Origin of the sequence: Sphingobium sp. PNB, assembly GCF_019873065.1 — a bacterium.
Taxonomy (GTDB): Bacteria; Pseudomonadota; Alphaproteobacteria; order Sphingomonadales; family Sphingomonadaceae; genus Sphingobium; species Sphingobium fuliginis.
The window spans coordinates 105,039-125,937 of sequence record NZ_JAINEZ010000001.1; the positions used below are offsets into that span (position 1 = coordinate 105,039).

Here is a 20,899-nt window from a genome sequence, read left to right on the forward strand (position 1 = left end):
GCAATATTCAGCCTTCACGGCCCCCCGCAATGCCATCCAGCGCATAGCTCAACTGTTCGACCCTCTGCGCGAAAATCGCATCGCCGCTCAGGAAAGCGGGCGCGCCGACCAGCCGATGCAAAACCGTCGCCATGCGCTCCGTCCGCCGCTTGTCCCACCGCGCCATCGCGCCCCGCGCGGCACGCTGCGCCGGCAGGCGCCCCGGCAGCGCGCGCAGATGATGCTTCACCTTGGGGCGCACCGATTGCCATAGCCCATTGCCCTCCCGCCGCATCATCCGCCGGTAATGCGCCATGGCGCTATCCCTGTCCGGCCGCGGCAGGCGGAAATCCTGTCCGATGCAGCGCTGCACCTGCCCCTCATAATAGGCCCGCAGGCTGATCGAGGGCAGCGCCACCGGCTCATAGGGCAGGTCCAGCGACAGGGTCCAGTCCAGCCATTTGAAGCTGTTGATCCGCCGGGACGACGCAACGGGCACCCATGGCACCCGCATCGTATCCGCGATGATCGCGGCATGCATGGAATCCGCGATCACCAGCCGCGCCGTTCGGATGCGCTCTATCACCCGATGCGCGCATTGCCGGGGATCGACCAGTTCCACGCCCGCCAGCCCGCACGCCCTTTCCCAGGGGCCTTCGTCCATCGCCTCATAATGGGGAATGAAGATCGTCCCGTGCCGTTCTTCCTCGGCCAGTGGCTTCAGCCGCGGCAGGGTCGACAGCAGCAGCGCACCGTCCGCGACCGCCCGTTCCGGCCGCCCGACCACCTGCGCCGTCAGCGGCCCGCGCAGCGCCGTCACCTTCCACCGCCCGCTGTCGAAATCGGCGGGCACGGGACGATAGCCGATGCCGCTGGAAAACACCCTGATCCGTTTCGCCTGCGGCATGTCGTTGCCGATGATCGTGCCGATGCCGCAGAACAGCTCGCCGTCATCCTCGTCCGACCAGCGGCCCGGCGCGAGTTCTTCCCAGAGCCAGCCGTTCAGGTCGTCGCCGAAATTCCCCTGCGGCGCCCGGTAATAATAAAGCTTCACGCAGGCATCTCCCGCAGGGCCGCCGGGCGCAGCTTGCGGCGCAGGATTTCCGTCCAACAGCCGGGCAGGTCACGCCACAGGTGCCGGTAGGCCCTTGCGATCATCGCCCGCTGGAGCCGGTCCATCAAGCCCAGATAAAGCCGCGGATGCATCAGGATCGCCGCCAGTTCCATCTGGAAGCTGCGTCGCCGCTGCTGCGTCAGCATCAGGCTTTGCGCATCGATGCCGTCGATCGCCCCCATCAGCTCGTTCGCCCGGATCATGGAAAGGATGCGCCGCAGGTTGCGCCCGCCCAGCCGCTCATGCGCGTCGCGATACAGGTTGATGCCTTCGCCGCGCAGGCTGTTGGCGGAAAGCGAGAAGCAGATGCCCCGCGCCCGATGCGCGATCCGCGCCCACATCAGCCAGTCTTCCCCGGCATAGCGCAGGCTCTCCTCGAACCGGAGCGATCCCACCGCCGACCTGCGCAGGATCACGGACGATGTCTGGCACAGATAGTCGCGCACCATCGACGATCCGCCGCTCGTCCCGACGAAGCGATAGGTGCCGCGCGTCCCGTCGAGCAATTCGACCCCCTGCTGCGCCGGCAGCGCCTGGAAAAACGCCATGGCCGCGAACATGGTCGTCGGCGGCATGGCGCTGTCGCAGAAGTAGAAATCATGCGCCGTGCCCAGGGTATCGATCCCCCAGGCCAGATGGTGCGTCGACCATTGATCGTCGGAATCCAGAAAGGCGATATAGCCGGAATCCGGCGATAGGGCGTCCAGGCCGTGGTTGCGCGCCGCCGCCGGGCCGGCATTGGCCTGGCGAATGATGCGCAGCCTGATCCAGTCGGGCAAGGCGAGATTATCGACATCCAGGTCGGCCGCGACTGGCGAACCGTCGTCGACGACGATCAGTTCGACTTCGGCGGGCCAGGGAAGATATTGGCAGGCGACCGACCGCACGGCTTCGCGCAGCAGCCCGCGCTTGCGCTGGAAGAACGGGATGACGACCGAAATGCGCTTTGGCATGGTCGTCCGGCGCGGGGCCATGCTGGGGTCAGGCCGCATCGGCCCCCCGCAGGGCTGTGGTCGGGGCTGGCGGGGGCGTATCCTCCCAATCCTGCCCGCGCCAGGCATCCTTCAGCGCATGGACGATGAAGCTCAGATTGCCGCGCAGATAGCGGTCCGCGAGCCGGGTGGGCTCCTGAAACAGCCGCCATGCCCATTCGAACCGCGCCCGCTGCACCCAGGCCGGGGCGCGCCGCACCCGTCCGGCGAGGAAGTCGAGCAAAGCGCCGCCGCACAGCACGGGCCGTCCGAACTCCGGCGCCCAGCGCGCCGCCCAGATCTCCTGCCGGGGATTGCCCATGCAGGCGAGCACCAGATCGGCCTTGCTCGCCCCTATGCGGTCGCTCAGGCCCGCTTCCTCCTGCGGGTCGAAGAAACCATGCTGCATTCCCACGATCGAGAGCCGCGGGCACAGGCGCCGCAGCGTCACCGCCGCGCGCTCCGCCACGCCCGGCGCCGCGCCGACCAGGAACAGCCGGAGCCCTTCGGGATGGTCCTTCAGCAGCGCGGGGATGAAGTCCGTGCCGTTGAGATTGACGGGAAAGGAGCGGCCATAGCGCAACCGGCTCGCCAGATCGACGCCGATGCCGTCGTTCAGCACCAGCGCATTGCTCAGCGCCCCGGCCAGTCGGTCGTCCTTCCGCGCCAGATTGGCCATATGGGCATTGCAGAAGGCGATGACCTTCGGCCTTTGCGCGCGGACATGGGACCGGATTTCCGCCAGCGCCTCCGTCTGGGAAAGAACGGCGACCTTCACTGGACCGATGGCCCGCTGGCGATGGCCCAATATCTGGTCGTAGATATGCACGATGCGCGCCGAGACCTCCGGCCAGCTATAGCCGCGCAGCGGTTCGGCCGCGTCCTTCAGGGCTCCCCTGACCCTGGCGGTGCGGAAATCCTTGAGCAGCCGCGCGGCCGACAGGGGATCGTCGAAATGCAGGAGCGTGCCGACGCCCAGCTTCTCGCAGGACCGGCGATGCGCCGGAATGTCGCTGGCGGCGGGATAGAGGCCGGCGGAAACCGCCTCGATCAACGATATGCCGAACCCTTCATAGGCGCTGGCCGACGCGAAGATGCTGCTGCGCCCGATCAGCGCGCGAAGCGCCTCGTCGCTGGGGCTGTCGTGGAATTCCACCTTTTGGGATACGCCCTGTTCGACGGCGATCCGGCGCAGGTCGGACAGGGCGACGCCCATCGGCTTGCCCGCGACGATCAGCGACCAGGCCGGGTCCAGCGCATTCAACGCGGCGAACCAGCGGATCAGCCGGTCGATCCGCTTATTGGGGGCGATGCGGCCGAAATAGAGGATCGCCCGCGCATCCGGGTCGGCGGCGGCCGCGAACTTGTCGATGTCGACGCCATTTTCCACCAGCGTCAGCCTCTGGCGGCAAATGCGCGCGAAACTGTCCTGATCCGCCTCGCTACAGGCGATCGTCGCGTGGAAGCGGCTCAGCGACAGGCGGGATATGCTGTGGAAATAGACCTGCTTCAGCCGCTGCGCATAATCTGTGTGGAAGAAGCCGCCATGGGTGCTGAGCACCATCGGCTTCTGGTGCAGAAAGCGCGTGAGGGCCAGGAAATCGACGAAGAAATCCATGGCATGGACGTGGATCAGGTCGCAATCGCGCACATGGCGCAGCACCGCCGGCGCAATGGGATAGCGCCGTCCCCCGCGGAAGGGCAGGCGGACGACCTCCACCCCGCCGATCGTCTCCCGCGCGGGCAGTTCCGCGCCATCGCCGTCGAAGATGCGGTTCAGCGTGACCATGCGCACGTCATGGCCCGCCCGCGCCTGCTCCTCGCAGAGGTTGCGGGTGAAATTCTCCAGCCCGCCGATGCCCGGATGATATTGGCGGGAGATATGGACGATCTTCATGCCTGTTCCACGCTTCATGCCGTCACACGATCATGACCGTGCCGATCAACGGCATGCCCAGCATCGACAGCTTGTTGATCGTGGACTTGAGGTCCGCCGTGGTGGTGGCGTCGCGGCTGACGGCCAGTATCGCCACCTCCGCGCCGGCCGCTGCCAGGGCGAGGTCCTCGACATGGCTGGCGTCGACCAGGCACAGGTCGAAATCGGCCATCATATCGGCCAGATCCCGGCTGTCGGATGCGGCCGCCAGCAGGGACAGTCTGGGGATCGAGGCAGGCCGGACGAAGGCGTGGAGGTCATCCTCCGGATCGGTGGGCGTGACCGGCGTCTGGCCGAGCAGCCGGTGCTGGACGAAGTCCGACTGCTTCATGTCGACGAGCAGCGTCCGCAAGCCGCTCAGCGCCGCCGACACCGCGACATTGGCGGTCAGGATCGCCGCCTCGTCGACCGCGCCGACCGTGAGGACCGCGATGGAGGAGGGCGCCCGCCCGTCCGCCAGGCGGAGCGCGGCCAGCGTCGACTGTATGTCGCGCGCCTGCACCGCCAGCCGGTCTTCCGGGTCGCTGATCGCCACGACCAGCGGATCGACCTGGATCGGCCCCACGGCATTCATCTCGGGCTTTTCGCCCGGACCGGCGGCGATGAAGATCGCGCCGGGCTGCTCGCTTCTCTCTGTGGATCGGAGTCTCATGACCATTTGGCTCCTTCAAGGCGGAGTTGCTGTCCGATGTGACGGAGGTCGGCCTGTCCCAGCACGGGCACGCCGGTCAGATATGTCATCGCATCGCGGCTGCGGACGCGGGGTTGTAGCCATTCCAGCAGGACCGCCGTGCCGATGGCGAGCATCAGGCCCAATATCGTCATCATCAGCAGCCGCACGGGAATGTTCGGCGCGTTCGGCAGCAAGGGCGCCTCGGCGGCGTTCAGATGCAGCACGTTCAGCGAAGGGATGCTGCTCTTCGCGCGCAGTTCGGCCATTTGCTGCGTCTCGGTCTCATATTGCTTCTTGGCCGATTCCACATTGCTTTCCAGCACGTTGAGCTTGCCCCGGTCGCCCGCCAGCGACAGCATGCGGGCGCGGTGCTGGTTCAGCAGCGACTGCATGGCGCCCCGGTTGGCCGCGGCGGCGGAACTGGCCGCGGACAGGCTGCCCGAAGTCTTGGCCGTTTCCTGCGCCAGTGCCGCCCGCAACTGGGCGAGCTGGGAATTGGCCGCCCGCATCAACTCATGGCTGGGCCCCAGTTCCGCCGACATCTGGCGGATTTCGGCCGACTTGGTCGCGATCTGCGCGCGCAATCCCTGGACCACCCCGCTCGACTGCACTTCGGGCATGCTCGCCCCCGCGGCGGCGCGGGCGCCCGCATCGGCGGCGGACGCTTCGGCAGTAGACAATTTGGACGACAATTCGCTCAGCCGCGTGCTTTCCGCATCGATCGCCCCGGTGGAGACGATGCCGTGCTCGCGCTGGAACTTCGCCAGTTCGCTCTGCGCGCTTTCCATCCGCGCCTCGGATTCGCTGAGGCGGGTCTTGAACCAGTCGGCGTAGCGCTTGGCGAAATCATTGCTCATCGACAGGCGGGTCTTGTTGAACGCATCGGCAAAGGCATTCGCCATCTCCGCCGATCTGGCCGCATCGGTGCTGCGATAGGCGATGTCGATGGTGCTGCCCGCCGGGCTGGGCGTGACCTCCAGCCCGCTCTGGACCCGCCGGTTCAACCAGCCCTGGAAGGTCTGGGTTCCGTTGGTCTGGTCGAACCACTGCCTGCGCAGTTCGGGTTCCTTGTCGAGGCCCAGGGCGCGCGTGACATGGCCGGTGATCGCCTCCCCGCGCAATATCTGCGCCTCGGTCGCCAGCATGGCGGCGGGTTCGCCGGCCGCGCGGGTCTCGCCCGGCAGCGGGTCGGGCGCGCGCGTGTCGAACAGCAGCGTGGCCGACGCCACATATTCGCGCGGCGTCATCAATATCCAGATCGCGGTCAGCAGCATCACGCTGCAGAATATCCCCGCCACCAGCCGCCAGCGCTGCAATATCGCGCGGAATATGTCCAATATCAGCATAGTCACTATCCTATTCGATGGCGATCCGGCCTATTCGGCGGCGATCGGGCGATGAAGATCGTTCATGCTGATGATGTTCTCATCGATCTTCTCGCTGTTCTGCGCGGCGAACAGCATGGCCAGCATGAATTGCGGCGCCAGACTGTCCTGGAAGGCGATGCGATCCTCTGCCGCATCGATGATCAGCGCGTCCCGCAACTGGGACAGGATGCGCTCGCCCCGTTCATCCGCCAGCGCGCGCCGGGTGATGAAGCCGTGGGCGGCGGCGGTGCGGGCGATGGTTTCGATCATGCTCCAGTGCGGGCTGTTCGTCGCGATCACCTTGCGGAACAGCGCGGCGTCCTCCGCATTGGTGAGCGCCCAGTCATTGACGGCCCGCGCCACCCCGGCCAGCGTCGCGGGCAGGTCGACCTTCCGTTCCTTCCGCTTGATCACCTCGAAACAGGCGAGGGCGCAGAACAGCCGGACATGATAGGGCGATCCGCAGGCGAGATGGGCGATGGTTTCCCGGCTGGCATCGGTGAAGCCCATGCCGATCGACCCCGCGCCCTTGGCGATGATGTCGAACACCGCCTGGGATTCGATCCGCGAAATCGGGATCACCGACATGTGCCGCCGCAGGGACGCATGGCCCGCGATCAGGGCATCGACCCCCGCCGCGATGCCCACCGCGACGATATGAACCGGCATGGCCGCGTCGGACAGCATCTTCATCAGCCTTGCGACGTCATGTTGCACGGCGCCGTCGGTGATGCGGTCGAATTCGTCCAGGATCAGGATGAAGCGGCGACGGGCGCGCGGCGCGATCTGTTCGACCACGTCCCGCGGATTGACCGGACGGTCCGCGGGCCAGTCGACCGGCGCCCCGGCCAGGGCATCGACATAGGGCCTGATGAGCGCCCCGAAATCCTGATCGGGTTCGCACGCCGAATAGAGCACGACGAAGCCCCGGTCGTCGGCCATATTGGCGAAGACCCGCGCCAGCGACGTCTTGCCGGACCCCCGCGCGCCGTAGATCAGGGCGTGATTTCCCCGATCCAGAACACCCTCGACCAGCAGTTCCAACTGTTCCTGCCGGCCGTGAAGATGGCTGGAACTGGTGACGGGCTGGGTCGAGTTGAACCCCTTGCGGATGGCCGACCGCAACATGTCGGCCGTCGGGGGCGCCGGCGTGGCGGGCTCGGCGGCGGCGGCGGCGCGGATGGCCGCCATGCGGCGCGCCAGCTCCTTGCTCTGGGGCTTGGGCTTGGACTTCGGCCTCAGCCACCGCGCTATCCAGGAAAACAGGGACATTTCGGGTTCCTTCCCAGCCTGATCAGAAGATGCGTTCCTGGACGGTGAAGACGTCGCCCGGCTTCACCAGCATGTCCAGGTCGGCGCGCTTGATCCTCTGGTTGCCGCGGTTGAGGCTGATCTTCTTTTCGGACCCGCCCAATGTCGGCCCCCCCGCCTGCGCCAGCATCTGGCGCAGCGTCATGCCGCTTTCATAGGTGATCTTGCCCGGCTTGTTGACCTGGCCGTAGATGAAGACGTCCTCCGCCTTGGGCACGAACAGCGAATCCCCGGGGCGCAGCATCTGCCCGGTTCCCGTCGCGCTGTTCAGGTCTTCCAGCGGGATGCGGCGGTCTTCCTCGCCCTGACGCTGCAATATGGCGTAATCGGCGGCATCGGTCCGCGCGCCGCCGGTGCGGGCCAGCATCATCGCGATCGTCTGCGGCCGGTCCAGCGGATAGACGCCGGGATTCTGGAGATTGCCGAAGACGGTCACCGCCCGGCTGACATAGCTCACCACCTCCACATTGACGATCGGATTGACGAAATATCCGCCCGCCTTCAACTGATCGCGCACCTTGGTCGCCAGCGCATTGGCGGTCACGCCCTGCGCCACGACTTCCCCGACGCTGGGCAGGGTGACGCTGCCGTCCTCCTTGATCCGGGTTTTGACGTCGAACGGATAGGCGCCGAAGACGGAAACCCTTATCTCGTCATTGGCGCCCAATATGTAGCTGGACGCCAGCGCCGCGCCCGGCGCGGCATCGGCCGCCACCGCCGGAACGGCTGCGGAAAGGGACGCAAGGATCAGGACGGAAAGGGCAGGGAAGATCGGTTTCATGGCCAGTACCTCATAGATCCAGTCCGACGAACAGCAGTCCCGACGTACTTTTGTACCGGAACTGGTCGACGGCCGTTGTTCGCCACTCATGGCGTATCTCCGCCCCGGCATTGAGGCGGCTGCGCAACTGGTAACGATAGCCGGCAAAGACCGCGCGGGTGCGGTCCGACCGGCGCAGCAGCGGTGTGTCGAGCTGCAATTCGCCCTTGAACGATCGGCGGCTGTAGCTTCCGCCCGCCGACAGGCCGGACCGCGCTCCCAGCTTCAGATTGCCGCGCAGGGTGAAGTCGGTCTGCACGATATAGGTCGCGCCCGTATTGCTCTGATTGCGGGAGCTGCGGTCGACATCCAACAGGATCGACAGCCGGTTGGAGGGGGTATAGACCGCCTGCGCCTCCACCCCCAGGCCGGAGAAGTCCGCAATGCCGGGCGCGCGCGGCTTGGTCTTGAAATAATTGGCGCCCAATTGCCAGCTCAGGCGCGGCGCCACGGCCCGGCGGAAGAGGATGCCCGCACGGTAATTTTCCGCGCCGTCGCGCAGGCCGGGTATCGCCTCGTCGGCATTGGGGCGGCGGAAACGCTCATATTGGAACGTCGCGCGGATTTCGCCCAGGCTGGCCTTGGAATAGCCGATGCCCGCCATCGCCGTGGACGTGTCGATGTCGAATATCCGCCGCGAAGAGGCGCTGTTGCTGGTATTCAGATAGCCCACGGCGGCCACGGGGAAGAAGCCATAGGGCTTCTCGCAGTCGACCGCGACCCTGTAATCCTGCGTCCGCTGCGTATTGCCGACGACCACGCCCTGATCGGAAAGGTTCGATTGCGCGAAATTCAGCCGCGCCCTGGGCTGCACATGGCAGTAACCGGATACGGACAGATCGGCATCGGCCTGAAGACTGATCCTTTCTCGATCGAGAAATTCGAAACGCTGGTGGAAATCATAGCCCGCCGACCCGATCACCGTCAGCCGGTGAAGACCGAATTGCCGGCGGTAGGTCACGTCGACGCTGGGCGTGATGCGCAGGTCGTCCTGCTCTCCGGCGACCAGGTCGTCATTCTGCCGCAGGATGTTGCTGTCGTAGAGCAGGCGCACGGTCGGCCGGACCCGCAATCCGTCGGGCGGAACCTCCACCTCGGTCTGGGACAGGGCCGCCTGCGGGATCATGAGGGCCGCCGTGGCGGCTGCGCTCATGACGGAAAACTGCTTCATCATGGCTCCCTTGCAACGATATATTTGCTGAGCACCGCGGCTTGCGGCCGGGGGCCGCCGCTCGGCTGAACGCTCATCGGATAGCGGGCGCCCCACCAGGCGCCGCCCGCCCAATAGGCCCATCCCATCCAGACGTCGCCATTGGCGCGCAAATGGGCGAGCAGAACCTCCAGCCCGCGCAGGCAATTGTCGTCCGGCGGCGCGCCGAATTCGCCCAGGAAGCCGCGATGGCCATTGGTCCGCAGCCATGTCGTCGCACCCGCCAGCCGCGCGTCGATCAGGTCCGGACTGACGCAGCTCGTCGCCGTGCCCGAACTGTCGGCATCCAGATATTGATGCATCTCGAACGCATAATTGCCGCCGGGATCGCGAAAATCGGCGAAGGCGAGCGCGTTGGAGTTCGATCCGCCCGTGGTCCAGCTATGCGCGCCGCTATATTTGGAACCCGGCACGAGGATGAGATTGGCCGCCCCCGTCCGCCGGATCGCCGCGACGCTGCCGTCCGCCAGCGACCGCCAGGCGGCGGGCGTCATGCCATAGGGCTCGTTCATCAGGCCGAAGGCGACGGCGCCATTGCCCTTGTAATGCTCCGCCAGCCGCTGCCACAGATCGGCCAGCATCGCCGACCCATTGGAAATCTGGTCCAGCCGCTGGCCGTCGTACCGGCCGTAATTATGCACATCCAGCACGATGGTCCGGAACGGCGCCAGACTGGCGAACGACTTGTCGATCAGGGCCATCTCTGTCGTGGAAAGCGGCTTCAGCGGCTCCGGCTGCACCCGTTCCCAGAGGATCGGCACGCGGACGATCTGCATCCCCATGTCGATGAAGGGCTGGGCCGTCCTTGCGTCGGGATAGACATAATCCTTGCCGAAGACGCCGGGCTTGCGCGCGGAATTGAACTCCCCGCCTGCTATGTTGACGCCCGACAGGGGCGGTTGCCCGGCGGCGGGCTGCTCGGCGGTCAGCGGCAGGGCCAGCAGCATCAGCAGCGGCGCCATGGCGAGGCGAGTCGCCACACTCATCGGATGAAGCCCCTTTGTCGCCATGGCGATGCGCCTGCTTCCCCGCTAGGTGCTGAAGGGAAGGAGACATGATGAGCGCGAAAGGCGACCTGCTCGCAAAGGCCCCAGCCGGCGACGCCCCCGACAGGACGGCGGCGGACGCCCTGCCCTGGTTTCAGGGCGCCGACAGCGTGCCGACCCATTTCGGCATGGTGGGACTGCTCCAGGAAAAGGGGATGGTCGTGGATCTCGGCGCGCCCCAGCCGGGCGGCACGCGGCCGATCCATTACCGGCGGTCTTCCGGCGCGCTGCTGTCGATTTCCGTCCCGCTTTCCATGGCGATCGCGGCGGGCGATTTCCTGCTCGTGAAGTCGCTGACCTGCCCCGACGGCGCGGTGCGGCCGGTCGCGGTGCGCCCGCCGGCCAGCCCGGACTGGATCGCCATAGCCGATCTGGAGGGCATATTGCGACACTATGGCGCGGGCGCATCCCGCTTCGTCCGATGGAGCGCCGGGGCGGGCGCGGCCTGCGGCATTGCCGCGCTGTGCGGGGTTGCGGCGCCCGTCACGGCGCTGGCGGGCATGGTCGCGGGCGTCGCGGCGCTCGGCCTCCATCGCCGGGGCCGGCGCGACCGGGGCCGCGTCAGGCGCCTGATCGGCTGAAGCGCTCATACCAGCAGCCCTTCATTGCGATACCAGGCGACGGTGCGGCGGAAGCCCTCCTCCAGCCCCACGGCGGGCCGGAAGCCCAGCGCCTGTTCCGCCCGCGCGATGGAAAAGGCGCGGTTATGCTTGAAGAAGGTCAGGCGGCGGCGGTGCAATGGCGGCTGCACCCCCAGCGGCGCGCAGAGCAGTTCGCAGCCATGGGCGGCCAGGTTGACCAGCCCATAGGGCACGGTGCGCCGGGGCGCGGGCACGTTCAGCACATTGGCGGCGGTCGCGACATAGTCGCGCAACGGCAGATAAGTCTTGCCGCCGATGATGAAGGTGCCGCCCGGCGCCGCGTCGCTCGTCATCGCCAGCAGGAATCCGTCGACCAGATCGTCGATATAGACCGGGTGGAAATTCGGCCGCCGCGATCCGATGAACAGGAAACGGCCCTGCTGCACCATGCGGAACATCTTCAGCATGCGCGTGTCGCCCGGCCCGTAAATGGCGCAGGGGCGGATGATGACGACGTCCATGCCCGGCTGCATCATCGCGTCGCGGCACAGGTCCTCCGCCAGCAGCTTGCTTTCCTGATAGGGGTCGCGCGGGTCGAAGGGCGCGTTTTCGTCCGCCGGCGTCTCCGCCACATCGCCATGCACGCCGATGGACGAGCAATAGACGAAGCGCGCCACCCCCGCCCTGCGCGATTCCGCCAGCAACGCTGCCGTGCTGTCGCGATTGGCGCTCAGGAACTCCTCCCGCGCGCCTTCCGACCGGTACATGGCGGCGATGTGGAAACAGGCCGTCGCACCCTCCACCAGCCGGGCGAAGGCATCGGTGTCGGTCAGCGATCCGCCGATCCATTCGATGCCGCTCTCCCTTTCGGCGGCGCTGGGCGGACGGCGTGTCATGGACCGGACATGATAGCCCATGCCGATCAGCCGCCGCGCCAGCGCGCCGCCGGTGAAGCCGGTCGCGCCGGTGACGGCGACGATGGGGCGTCCGTCCGCGCTCATGCCTTCCTCTCCCGGTCGAAGCGCTGGAGCACCGGATTGCCGATCAGGCTGGTGACGCCGATGCGGCGCAATCCTTCCTCCACCATGCGGACCGGCTTCCCCGCCAGGCGGTGGAGGCCCATGGGCGCGCTGAACTGCTTGAAGCGGCGTCGGGGTGCGAAGCCGTTGCGGCGGAAGGCCTGCTCGATCCGGGCGGGCCAGAAGCTGCGATAGGTGCGCGTGTCCTTCTCGATCAGCCGCTTGATCGGGAAGGTCGCCGCCGACAGCGCATTGGCGCCCATCAATGTCGGATAATCGACGATGACGCTGTAGCGGGCGACGCGACAAAGTTCGTCGATCAGCCTGTCCGGATCGTCGATATGCGCCAGCAGCCTGATGCTGGTGACAAGGTCGAAACGGCCGTCCAGGAAGGGCAGGGCCAGCAGGTCGCCGGTCACATAATCCACCCGGCCGGCATCGGCGCCCTGCAACAATTGTTCGGCGCAATCGGCCGTCGAGCCCAGCACCGTCGTCTGAATTCCCATGTCCAGCAGTCCGCCGACAAGCTGCCCATGGCCGCCGCCGACATCCAGCGCGCTTTGGTGGAGGGGCGGCCCATCATCGACCAGATCGCGCAGGCCGCGTTCCTGGATGTTAAGCAGATAGGCGCCCGAAGGCCCCGCAAACCGGCGGGCATATTGGACCGACCCCGTTTCCAGATCGGGGGGAGGAAGCAAACCAGTCATGCCGCACCCGCGGTTGCTGCAATGCCAAAGAACGCAGGCGGACATGACTGGCCTGACGGCACGCACCGCCCGCGGGGCGGCAGGGGCCTGACCACGGACGCACCTTCCGTGCCGGGAAGGGCCTGCTTCCCGACATGGGGGCAGGCACGCCGCACGGTTGGGTGCCGCCAGCTGTAGACGTGGAAGCTGCTGTGCGTGGGGACGGGGGTCAGGCGCCGCTCGATCTCACGGGCGATTTCGGGGCGCACGCCCATGGGATTGCGCCACTGATAATCGGACACGATGACGACGCCGTTATCGGTGCAGTCGATGACTTCGGACAGGGCCGCCGGGCTGTCGATCAGCGGACGGCCCGTGCGGAAATCGCTGTTGAAGTCGGTCGGCGGCTTGAGCTCGCCCAGCCGGCTGTGGCTGATGAACAGGTCGAACGGCCCGATATGCGCCAGGGTGCGCAGGTCGTCGCCGGTGACGAGCAGGCTGCTGCCTTGCGCGATCCGCCGCAATTCGGGCGCCGCCCTGTCCCATTCGCCGTCGGGCACCGGCGCGGCAAGAGCGGCGGGCCCTTGCGCAAGGGTCGACGCCATCAGCCGGGCGGAATGGCGGTAGGCGACGTCGCCGCCCATCAGCAGCAGCATCGCCGCGCCCGCCAGCAGGGCTGGACGCAGCGTTCCGCCGCCGCCGAACCGTTCGACCAGCGCGCCGATGGCCAGGCCATAGGCCATGCAGATGAAGGGAAAGACATAATAGCTGTAGCGCCACGCCTTCATCCCCGCGAAACTGTGGAGCGTCAGGCACAGCATCGCCATGATCGCGCACAGGCTGGCCAGCGAGGGATTGCGCCGCCACGCCGCCGCCAGCGCAACGGGCCAGAGCAGCAGCATGGCGGGCATCTGCGCCCGGAATTCGCGCAGATAATAGAAGGCGTCGTCCTGCGATCCGGTCGCCCAGCGCTCGGCATGGCGATAGCTTTCCAGCGCTGGCCCGGCCTGCGACAGGGCGATGGTTGCGCAGGCCAGCGCGATTGCGCCCAGCACGATCAGGTGCAGCGGGCGCATCGCCGCTATCGTCGCGCGCTGGTCGAACAGCAGCCAGCAGCCCAGGGCCAGCGCGGCAATCGCCGTCACCGGTTGCAGATGGGCCGCTATGGCCAGGCAGAGCGCCGTGGCGGCCAGCCAGCCGGGCCTGAACCGGCCCGCAGGCCGCGTGGCGAGGAAAAGGCTTCCCGCCGCGGCCAGTATCATCAGCGCGTGCAGGGCGTAGAAGCGGGCGAAATGCGCGATGTCGAGCGTGTAGCCGGCAAGGCCGAACAGCGCGGTGCCGGCCACCGCGCTCCATATGCCGCCGCTCTGCCGCAGCCACTGGAAGACCAGTCCGACGCTCATGCCCGAAAAGAGCAGCGAGGGAATGCGCGCCACCCAGAGGTCGGATCGCCCGAACAGATCGAAACTGCCGCCGACGATGGCGGTGAACAGCCGCGCCCGTTCGTAACGGCCGTCCAGGATCGCGAAGCTGCCGTCCGCGGCCCAGCTGCGCCCCGCCAGCAGATGGTAGAATTCGTCGATATGGGCGGGGCGCGTCTGAATGGTCAGCCCATAGACCAGGCAGGCCAGCAACCCCGCGGCCAGGGCAGGGGCCGCTCCCGGCAGGGCCATGGACGCGCGCCGGCCATCCTGCGACGGCAGGGCGGCATGCGATCCCAGATGCTCCGATGTGGTGGCCATGAATATGATCTCATATCCGGCAAAAGCCGACAGGATGTTCGATGGCGCAAGAATTCGATCTAACCGAATTTAAGTCAATATAGGGGAGAACGCCTAGCCGTAGGTATGACTACATAATGGTATGTTTCTGAAATTTATGTGAATGTGTTTCCAAGGTCGCTGAATCGATTGGCGTTGAACCCGATTGTGGAAATCACAGGGGGCATCGCCGGCAATATTATATAATATTGTAGGAATGGACGCATGGTCGATGTTTCGATTGTCGTTCCTCTTTATAATGAAGAGGACAATGTACGGCTTTTGCATGAAGCGATCAGCAATGCATTGACCGACTTCCGGCCCAGCTATGAAGTCGTGCTGGTCGATGACGGCAGCAGGGACGCGACCTTTATCCGCGCGGCGGAAGTCGCTGAGCGGGACGGGCGCGTGCGCATCGTCAAGTTCCGCGGCAATTACGGCCAGACCGCCGCGATGGCGGCCGGCATCCAGAATGCCCGCGGCGACATCATCGTCACCATGGACGGCGATCTGCAGAACGATCCGCTGGACATACCCCGCATGGTCGAACTGATCGACGCCGGGCACGACATCGTCGTCGGCTGGCGCAGGAAGCGGCAGGATGGCGGGCTGCGCGTCTTCGTGTCGAAATGCGCCAACCGCATCATGGCCCGGCTGATGGGCGTGGCGGTGCGGGACAGCGGCTGTTCGCTGAAGGCCTTCCGCAGCATCCTCATCAAGCAATTGCCCATGTATGGAGAAATGCACCGCTTCATTCCGGCCCTCTCCCGCCTGGCCGGGGCGCGTCTGGCGCAGATCGAGGTGCGGCACCATCCGCGCCAGTTCGGCGTCTCCAAATATGGCTTTTCCCGCATCTACAAGGTGATGCTGGACATCGTGTCGATCCGCATCCTGCTCAGCTTCGTGCGGCGGCCCATGGCTTGGCCGCGCCATATGATCGTCGGCATCACCCTGCTTGGCCTGCTGTCCGTCGCGGCGGCGGTCTGGGGCGGGGGGCTGGCGCTGCCGATGCTGGCCATCGGCGTGCTCTGGCTGTCGCTGGCGCTGTTCCTGCTGGGATGGGCGGTGATCGGGCAGATGCTCGCCAGCCTGACCGGCAATGTTTCGGGTTTCGCGTCGCTGGGCGCGAAACTGTCGGCCCAAATCAAATTGGGGGATTGAACAATGGTTGCCACGGCAAAGCTGGACCTGGTCGAAGTCATGGACATTTCCGTCATCGTCCCGGTCCTCAAGCGTTTCGACGAAGCCGCCCGCGTCTATGCCGAATATCGGGACAGGGTTGCATCCTCGGGGAAAAGTTACGAGTTCATCTTCGTCATCGACGGACAGCCGGACTATCCGGTCGCCACGCTGGAACAACTGCAACGCGACGGCGAACCCATAGAGATCATCCGCTTCGGCCGGGAGTTCGGGGAATCCGCCTGCCTGCGCGAAGGCATCCGCCAGTCGACCGGCCGGCACCTGCTGTTCCTGCCCGCTTATTTCCAGATCGGCGGCGCGGCGATCTCCGAACTTCTCGACCATCTCGATGAAGCCGACGTCGTCGCCGCCCGCCGCGACAGGCGGGCGGACGCCATGTTCAACCGGCTGCGCGGCTGGGGCTTCCAGAAGATGGCGCGCTTCGCCGGAGCCAAATATGACGACCCCGGATGCCTCGTCCGCGCCGTCCACCGCAGCGTCTTCGACGAAATCCCGATCCAGGATGAGAAGCAGCGCTTCCTGCCCCTGCTGGCGGAGGTGCATGGCTTCAAGGTCGTCCAGCTCACCCTGCCGCAGGCCGAAAGCGATGCTGGCCGGCCGCAGCACAAGCCGGGCGTCTATTTCGACGTGATGATGGACCTGATGGCGGTCGGCTTCCTCGTCCGCTTCATGCAGCGCCCCTTCCGCTTCTTCGGCACGGTGGGCGCGGCGTCGATCCTGAGCAGCCTGGTCCTGATGGCTTTCCTGCTGTTCCAGCGGGAGGTCAGCAATATCCCGCTGGGCGACCGCCCGCTGCTGGTGCTGGTCGTGCTGCTGCTGGTGCTGGGCATCCAGATCGCGGCGATCGGCCTGATCGCGGAGATCGTCATCTTCACCCGCGGCGACGGCAAGCAGCATTATCGGATCGAGAAGATCGTGGAGCATGTGTCCGCCGATGCCTGAAACCGTCATCATAGGGGCGGGCATCCAGGGCGCCACGCTGGCGCTCGCCGCGCTCGAACGGGGCGTATGCCCGATCCTCGTCGATCGGGACGACCAGCCCTCCGGCGCGTCCGTCAACAGCTATGGCATCGTCCATGGCGGGCTGCGCTACCTCCAGTCGATGAACATCCCCCGCTGGGTGCGCAGCCGCCGCGCGCAGAACTGGTATATCGACCGCTATCCGCATCAGGTGCGGCCGCTGCGCTGCGTGATGCCGCTTTATGCCGGCGCCCCCCGCTCGCCCCGGCTGTTCGCCCTTGCGCGAGGCTTCGACCGGCTGCTGCGAACGGCGCTTGGCCAGCATGTGCCGCTTCCCGAAGATGGCGCCTGTTCGCGGCAGGAGGTCTTGCAGGCCTATGACGTCGCATCCCATGGCCTGCTGGGCGGTGCGGTCTGGTACGATGCGCAGTTGCTGAACCCGCCCGCGCTGTTGAGGGAAATGCTGGCCGAAGTGGAGCAGCGCGGCGGCGTCGTGCTGCGCTCCACCGAAGTCACCGGCATGATCGAGCAAGGCGGTCGCCTCCAGGCCGTCCAGTTGCGCAACGCAAGGGACGGGCGCGAACAGAGGATCGCCGCCGACCGGCTGTTCGATTGCGGCGGCGCGCAGGCGGGGCGCTGCATGGGGCCGGCGCGCCGGGTTCCGAGCGCGGCGGTCCTCGCCTTCAACCTGCTGATGGACATTCCCGCGCCCCCCGCCAGCGACGCCTACGCCCTGTCGCCCACGCCGGGGCGCGGACGCAGCTTCTTCTTTCGCCGCTATGGCGCCGCGACGCTCGTCGGCACTTTCTACCGTCCCGCGCCCGGCATCCTTTCGCCCGAACCCACGGCGGAGGATGTCCGGTCCGCCCTCTCATCCATCCGCCAATGCCTGCCCAATGTCGAACTGAACGAAGGATCGGTGCTGGCCACCTATGCCGGCCTGCTGCCGGACCGCGACGGCAGCGGCCGGGCGCTTCATCCGGGCGACCGGCACCTGCGTCCGGGGCCCGAGGGCTATCATATGCTGGTCAGCGGCAAGCTGACCACCGCGCCGCTGCTGAGCGAACAGGTGGCGCGCCGCCTGTGGCCCGCCGCGCCCTTGCCGCGAACCGGCGGATGGCGGCCGCGCCATGCCTGAGCTGATGATCGACGCGCATGTCCATCTGCATCCCGGCGACGATCCGCGGAACCGGCTGATGCAGGCGCATGGGCGCATGATGGCGGTCGCCGGGAAGGACTGCCTGCCCGTCTTCATGCTGGCGGAGCAGCAGGGCTGCGACGCGTTCGGAATGCTGAAGGCATCGGCGCGGTCGACCGCGGAACCGGAAAGCCTGTGGCTGGAAACCGGTTCCGCCGACATATTGGTGCTGGCCGGCCGGCAGGTCGTCAGCGCCGAACGGCTGGAGATACTGGCGCTGGCCACCGCCGCCGGTTTCGCCGACGGCGCGCCGGCCGAACAATTGGTCGCGGCGATGGGCGCGGCGGACGCGCTGACCATCCTTCCCTGGGGCGTCGGCAAATGGGCCGGCGCGCGAGGACGGCTGGTCGACAGGCTGCTGGCCGGCGATCCGGAAGGCCGGTTGCTGTTGGGCGACAATGGCGGTCGCCCCGCCTTCTGGCCGGAACGCCGCTTCCGCCACCGGACGGTGCTGCGCGGATCGGACCCCCTGCCATTGCGCGGCGATGCGCGGCGGATCGGGACTTTCGGAACCATCCTGCATGGCGGGCTTTCGGCCGACCGGCCCGGACGCGACCTGCGCGCGCTCATCCGTTCGGCCGGGCGGCAGGCGCGGCATTATGGCGCTCCCGCAGGTCCGCTGCATTTCCTCGGCAACCAGCTTCGCCTGAGGATGGCCTCATGAAGATATTGATGCTGGCGCCCCAGCCCTTTTACGAGGAACGCGGCACGCCCATTGCCGTGCGCATGGCGGCCGAAGCTCTGGCGGCGCAGGGGCATGAGGTCGCTCTGCTGAGCTTCCATGAAGGGCGCGACGTGCCGATGCCCGGCGTGCGGCATCACCGCATCGCCGCCCCGCCGGGCGTTCGCAATGTCCCCATCGGTTTTTCGCTCGGGAAGCTGGTCTGCGACCTCTGGATGCTCTTTGCCGCGGTCGGCCTGCTTCGGCGTTATCGCCCCGACGTCATCCATGCCGTCGAGGAAGCGGCCTTCTTCGCGCTGCCCTTGTCCCGGCTGTTCGGAACGCGCCTCGTCTATGACGCGGACTCGATCCTCAGCGAGCAGATCGTCGAAAAATGGCCCCGGGCCCGCGCCATCGCCTGGATCGTCGAACGGTGCGAGCAATTCGCCTTCCGCCGCAGCGACCTGGTGATCGCCGTCTGCCCCGCCATCCAGCAGAGCGCCAGCCGCTCCGCAGCCGCCGATCGCATCCACCTGCTGCCCGACGTGGCGATGGAAGGGCCCGCCACCGCGGCGCCGGTCGAAGACCTGCGCCCGAACGCAAAGGATCGCCCGCTCGCGCTTTATGTCGGCAACCTCGAATCCTATCAGGGCGTCCACCTGCTGATCCAGGCGATGGCGGCGCTTGCGCCTGCCGAGCGTCCCGCGCTGGTCGTGATCGGCGGCAAGGCGGATCATGTCGCGCAGCATCGGCAACTCGCCCTGCAATGCGGGCTGGAAGACGATGTGCGCCTGCTTGGCCCGCGCCCGCTCGATGGCCTCAGCCGCTATCTGGCGCAGGCCGACATCCTCTGTTCGCCGCGGCTGAAGGGCCGGAACACGCCGATGAAGATCTTCTCCTACATGGCGTCGGGCAAGGCGCTGCTGGCGACCGACATCGAAAGCCATTCCCAGGTTCTGGACGCGCGTTGCGCCATGCTGACGCCCGCGACGGCGCAGGACCTGGCGCAAGGGTTGCGGCGGCTCTGCGCCGACGACGCGCTGAGGGCGAGGCTGGGGGAGGCCGCCGCCGCAAGGGCGCGGCTCGACTATGGCCATGCCGCCTTCGTCGACCGGCTGCGGCGCGCCTATGCCGTGCTTTCGCCGGACGCGGGCACGCCCCCTTCGCCCACCGCGCTGGAGGCCGCATGACGGCGGTCGGCGCCAACGCGCGGGCGACCAACAAGGCCGCCTCCAGCCTGTTCGCCGCGCTGGGCTTCGGCCTGTCGGGCGCGGCCTTCACCCTGGGCATGCTGCTGCTGGCGCGGGAACTGCCGGTGGAAGCTTATGGCCGCTTCACCCTGGCCGTCGCCCTGTTCAATATCTTCGGCCTGCTGACGCCGCTGGGCGTCGACCAGCTGTTCCTGCGCGGACCGATGCGCGCGGGCAAAGGATTGCTGGCTTTCCTGATCCTCTCCGGCCTTGTGGTGGGCGGAGTGGTGGGCATGGCCGCAGGCCTGCTGGGCGGACTGCATCCGGCGGAGGCATGGCTGACCGCGCTGGCGATTGCCGGCGGCGGGCTGGTCGCGGCGACCAGCACCGGCCTTCGCGCGCGGGCCGTGCCCGGCGCCTCCATGCTGCTTGCGATTTCGGCCAGTTTCGTCCTGTTGCTGGCCGGGACCGCGGCCGTCGCCTTCGGCCTGAAGGACGGGACGGCGCCTCTTGCCATATTCGCCGCCGGAAACATCGTCTTCGGCGCGATCGGCTGGGGCCTTCTGCGCCGCAGGGCGAAGGACGGCGATGCCGTCCACCCCGCCCGCCGCTGGCGCGAGGCGGGATCGATGCTGGGCCTCGTCGCCCTCGGCACGGTGTCGCTTCAGGTCGAACGGATCATCATCCCGATTCCGCTGGACCTGAAGGAACTGGCGCTGTTCGGCGTGCTGGCGTCGGTCGCGATCTTTCCCTTCCGCCTGCTCGCGTCCGGCGTCGGCTTCACCCTCGCCCCGCGCCTGATCGGTGCGCAGCGGGCGCGCCGGCAGGCCGTCGTGCTGGCGGAGGCCCGGCCGCTGCTGGCGGTGATCGTCGTGGCGACGGCGGGCCTTGTCGCCTGCGGCCCGTGGATCGCCGCCATGGTGACAGGCGGCCTTTATGCCATCGGCCCGGCGCTGATCCTCGCCGCCTGTGCGAACGGCGTGGGGAAGGTCGCCATGGCCTTCCCCCGGGCGATGCTCACGGCGGCGGGATCGCCCGCCGATCTGGTGCTGCTCAACGGATGGGGGGTGGTGGGTCTGGCGCTGACGGTCTGCGGCGCGCTGGCCGGGGCCGCCTGCGGAATCACCGGGCTGCTATGGGGGGCGACGCTGGGCGGCGCGATCCCGACGCTGTTCACGCTGCACCTCGCCTGGCGTCGGCTTGGAAAGGATTGAGAA

At 67.2% G+C, this 20,899-nt stretch carries 19 protein-coding genes; 7 read left to right on the forward strand and 12 right to left on the reverse strand.

Translation table 11 applies throughout. The features are described 5' to 3' along the window. Positions 1–7: 7 nt before the first annotated feature. The 9 genes from K7W03_RS00440 to K7W03_RS00480 are packed head-to-tail and all read right to left on the reverse strand — an operon-like array spanning position 8 to position 10,367. Complete coding sequence (locus tag K7W03_RS00440) at positions 8–1,033, reverse strand: polysaccharide pyruvyl transferase family protein (protein ID WP_222885204.1); 1,026 nt, start codon at positions 1,031–1,033, stop codon at positions 8–10. Next, positions 1,030–2,046 (reverse strand): glycosyltransferase family 2 protein, encoded by a 1,017-nt coding sequence (locus K7W03_RS00445; protein WP_226869581.1) that lies wholly within the window; start codon positions 2,044–2,046, stop codon positions 1,030–1,032. The genes K7W03_RS00440 and K7W03_RS00445 overlap by 4 nt, the downstream gene beginning before the upstream one ends. 28 nt (positions 2,047–2,074) lie before the next feature. Further along, entirely contained in the window at positions 2,075–3,961 is a 1,887-nt protein-coding gene (locus K7W03_RS00450; RefSeq protein ID WP_099186510.1) for a WecB/TagA/CpsF family glycosyltransferase, read from the reverse strand. 22 nt (positions 3,962–3,983) lie between these two features. Further along, entirely contained in the window at positions 3,984–4,652 is a 669-nt protein-coding gene (locus K7W03_RS00455) for a tyrosine-protein kinase family protein (protein ID WP_037481691.1), read from the reverse strand. Continuing rightward, complete coding sequence (locus K7W03_RS00460) at positions 4,649–6,019, reverse strand: exopolysaccharide biosynthesis protein (protein WP_025547675.1); 1,371 nt, start codon at positions 6,017–6,019, stop codon at positions 4,649–4,651. The genes K7W03_RS00455 and K7W03_RS00460 overlap by 4 nt, the downstream gene beginning before the upstream one ends. A 30-nt stretch (positions 6,020–6,049) precedes the next feature. Further along, the gene (locus tag K7W03_RS00465; RefSeq protein ID WP_222885205.1) at positions 6,050–7,312 is read right to left on the reverse strand and encodes an ATP-binding protein; all 1,263 of its coding nucleotides are present in this window, start codon (positions 7,310–7,312) and stop codon (positions 6,050–6,052) included. Positions 7,313–7,334: 22 nt separating this feature from the next. Then, positions 7,335–8,132, reverse strand: coding sequence for an SLBB domain-containing protein (locus K7W03_RS00470; RefSeq protein ID WP_025547673.1), 798 nt, complete (start codon positions 8,130–8,132; stop codon positions 7,335–7,337). Positions 8,133–8,142: 10 nt separating this feature from the next. After that, positions 8,143–9,324 carry an outer membrane beta-barrel protein gene (locus tag K7W03_RS00475; RefSeq protein ID WP_226869582.1) on the reverse strand — a complete coding sequence of 394 codons (1,182 nt, stop codon included), beginning with the start codon at positions 9,322–9,324 and terminating at the stop codon, positions 8,143–8,145. A 17-nt stretch (positions 9,325–9,341) separates the two neighbouring features. Beyond that, a complete protein-coding gene (locus K7W03_RS00480) occupies positions 9,342–10,367 on the reverse strand; it encodes a glycoside hydrolase family 5 protein (RefSeq protein WP_222885206.1) in 1,026 nt (341 codons plus the stop codon). A 68-nt stretch (positions 10,368–10,435) separates the two neighbouring features. Here K7W03_RS00480 and K7W03_RS00485 point away from each other — a divergent pair, with 68 nt between their 5' ends. After that, positions 10,436–11,008 (forward strand): hypothetical protein, encoded by a 573-nt coding sequence (locus K7W03_RS00485; protein ID WP_222885207.1) that lies wholly within the window; start codon positions 10,436–10,438, stop codon positions 11,006–11,008. Positions 11,009–11,013: 5 nt separating this feature from the next. On the opposite strand, the gene K7W03_RS00490 is transcribed toward K7W03_RS00485, so the two are convergent. The 3 genes from K7W03_RS00490 to K7W03_RS00500 are packed head-to-tail and all read right to left on the reverse strand — an operon-like array spanning position 11,014 to position 14,455. Further along, the gene (locus K7W03_RS00490; protein ID WP_025547668.1) at positions 11,014–12,009 is read right to left on the reverse strand and encodes an NAD-dependent epimerase/dehydratase family protein; all 996 of its coding nucleotides are present in this window, start codon (positions 12,007–12,009) and stop codon (positions 11,014–11,016) included. Continuing rightward, entirely contained in the window at positions 12,006–12,734 is a 729-nt protein-coding gene (locus K7W03_RS00495) for a class I SAM-dependent methyltransferase (RefSeq protein ID WP_222885208.1), read from the reverse strand. The genes K7W03_RS00490 and K7W03_RS00495 overlap by 4 nt, the downstream gene beginning before the upstream one ends. Beyond that, positions 12,731–14,455 (reverse strand): ArnT family glycosyltransferase, encoded by a 1,725-nt coding sequence (locus K7W03_RS00500; protein ID WP_222885209.1) that lies wholly within the window; start codon positions 14,453–14,455, stop codon positions 12,731–12,733. The genes K7W03_RS00495 and K7W03_RS00500 overlap by 4 nt, the downstream gene beginning before the upstream one ends. A gap of 243 nt (positions 14,456–14,698) precedes the next feature. Here K7W03_RS00500 and K7W03_RS00505 point away from each other — a divergent pair, with 243 nt between their 5' ends. Genes K7W03_RS00505 through K7W03_RS00530 form a run of 6 tightly spaced genes read left to right on the forward strand, consistent with a single transcriptional unit; the run spans position 14,699 to position 20,896 of the window. Continuing rightward, a complete protein-coding gene (locus K7W03_RS00505) occupies positions 14,699–15,634 on the forward strand; it encodes a glycosyltransferase family 2 protein (protein WP_025547665.1) in 936 nt (311 codons plus the stop codon). 3 nt (positions 15,635–15,637) lie between these two features. Further along, positions 15,638–16,615, forward strand: a complete 978-nt coding sequence (locus K7W03_RS00510) for a glycosyltransferase family 2 protein (protein ID WP_222885210.1) — start codon at positions 15,638–15,640, stop codon at positions 16,613–16,615. Further along, positions 16,608–17,771, forward strand: a complete 1,164-nt coding sequence (locus K7W03_RS00515) for an FAD-dependent oxidoreductase (protein WP_222885211.1) — start codon at positions 16,608–16,610, stop codon at positions 17,769–17,771. The genes K7W03_RS00510 and K7W03_RS00515 overlap by 8 nt, the downstream gene beginning before the upstream one ends. Next, positions 17,764–18,495 carry a hypothetical protein gene (locus K7W03_RS00520; RefSeq protein ID WP_222885212.1) on the forward strand — a complete coding sequence of 244 codons (732 nt, stop codon included), beginning with the start codon at positions 17,764–17,766 and terminating at the stop codon, positions 18,493–18,495. Before K7W03_RS00515 ends, K7W03_RS00520 begins: the two co-directional genes overlap by 8 nt. Next, positions 18,492–19,682 carry a glycosyltransferase family 4 protein gene (locus K7W03_RS00525; protein ID WP_222885213.1) on the forward strand — a complete coding sequence of 397 codons (1,191 nt, stop codon included), beginning with the start codon at positions 18,492–18,494 and terminating at the stop codon, positions 19,680–19,682. The genes K7W03_RS00520 and K7W03_RS00525 overlap by 4 nt, the downstream gene beginning before the upstream one ends. Next, positions 19,679–20,896 carry a polysaccharide biosynthesis protein gene (locus tag K7W03_RS00530; RefSeq protein WP_222885214.1) on the forward strand — a complete coding sequence of 406 codons (1,218 nt, stop codon included), beginning with the start codon at positions 19,679–19,681 and terminating at the stop codon, positions 20,894–20,896. The genes K7W03_RS00525 and K7W03_RS00530 overlap by 4 nt, the downstream gene beginning before the upstream one ends. Positions 20,897–20,899 lie beyond the last annotated feature (3 nt).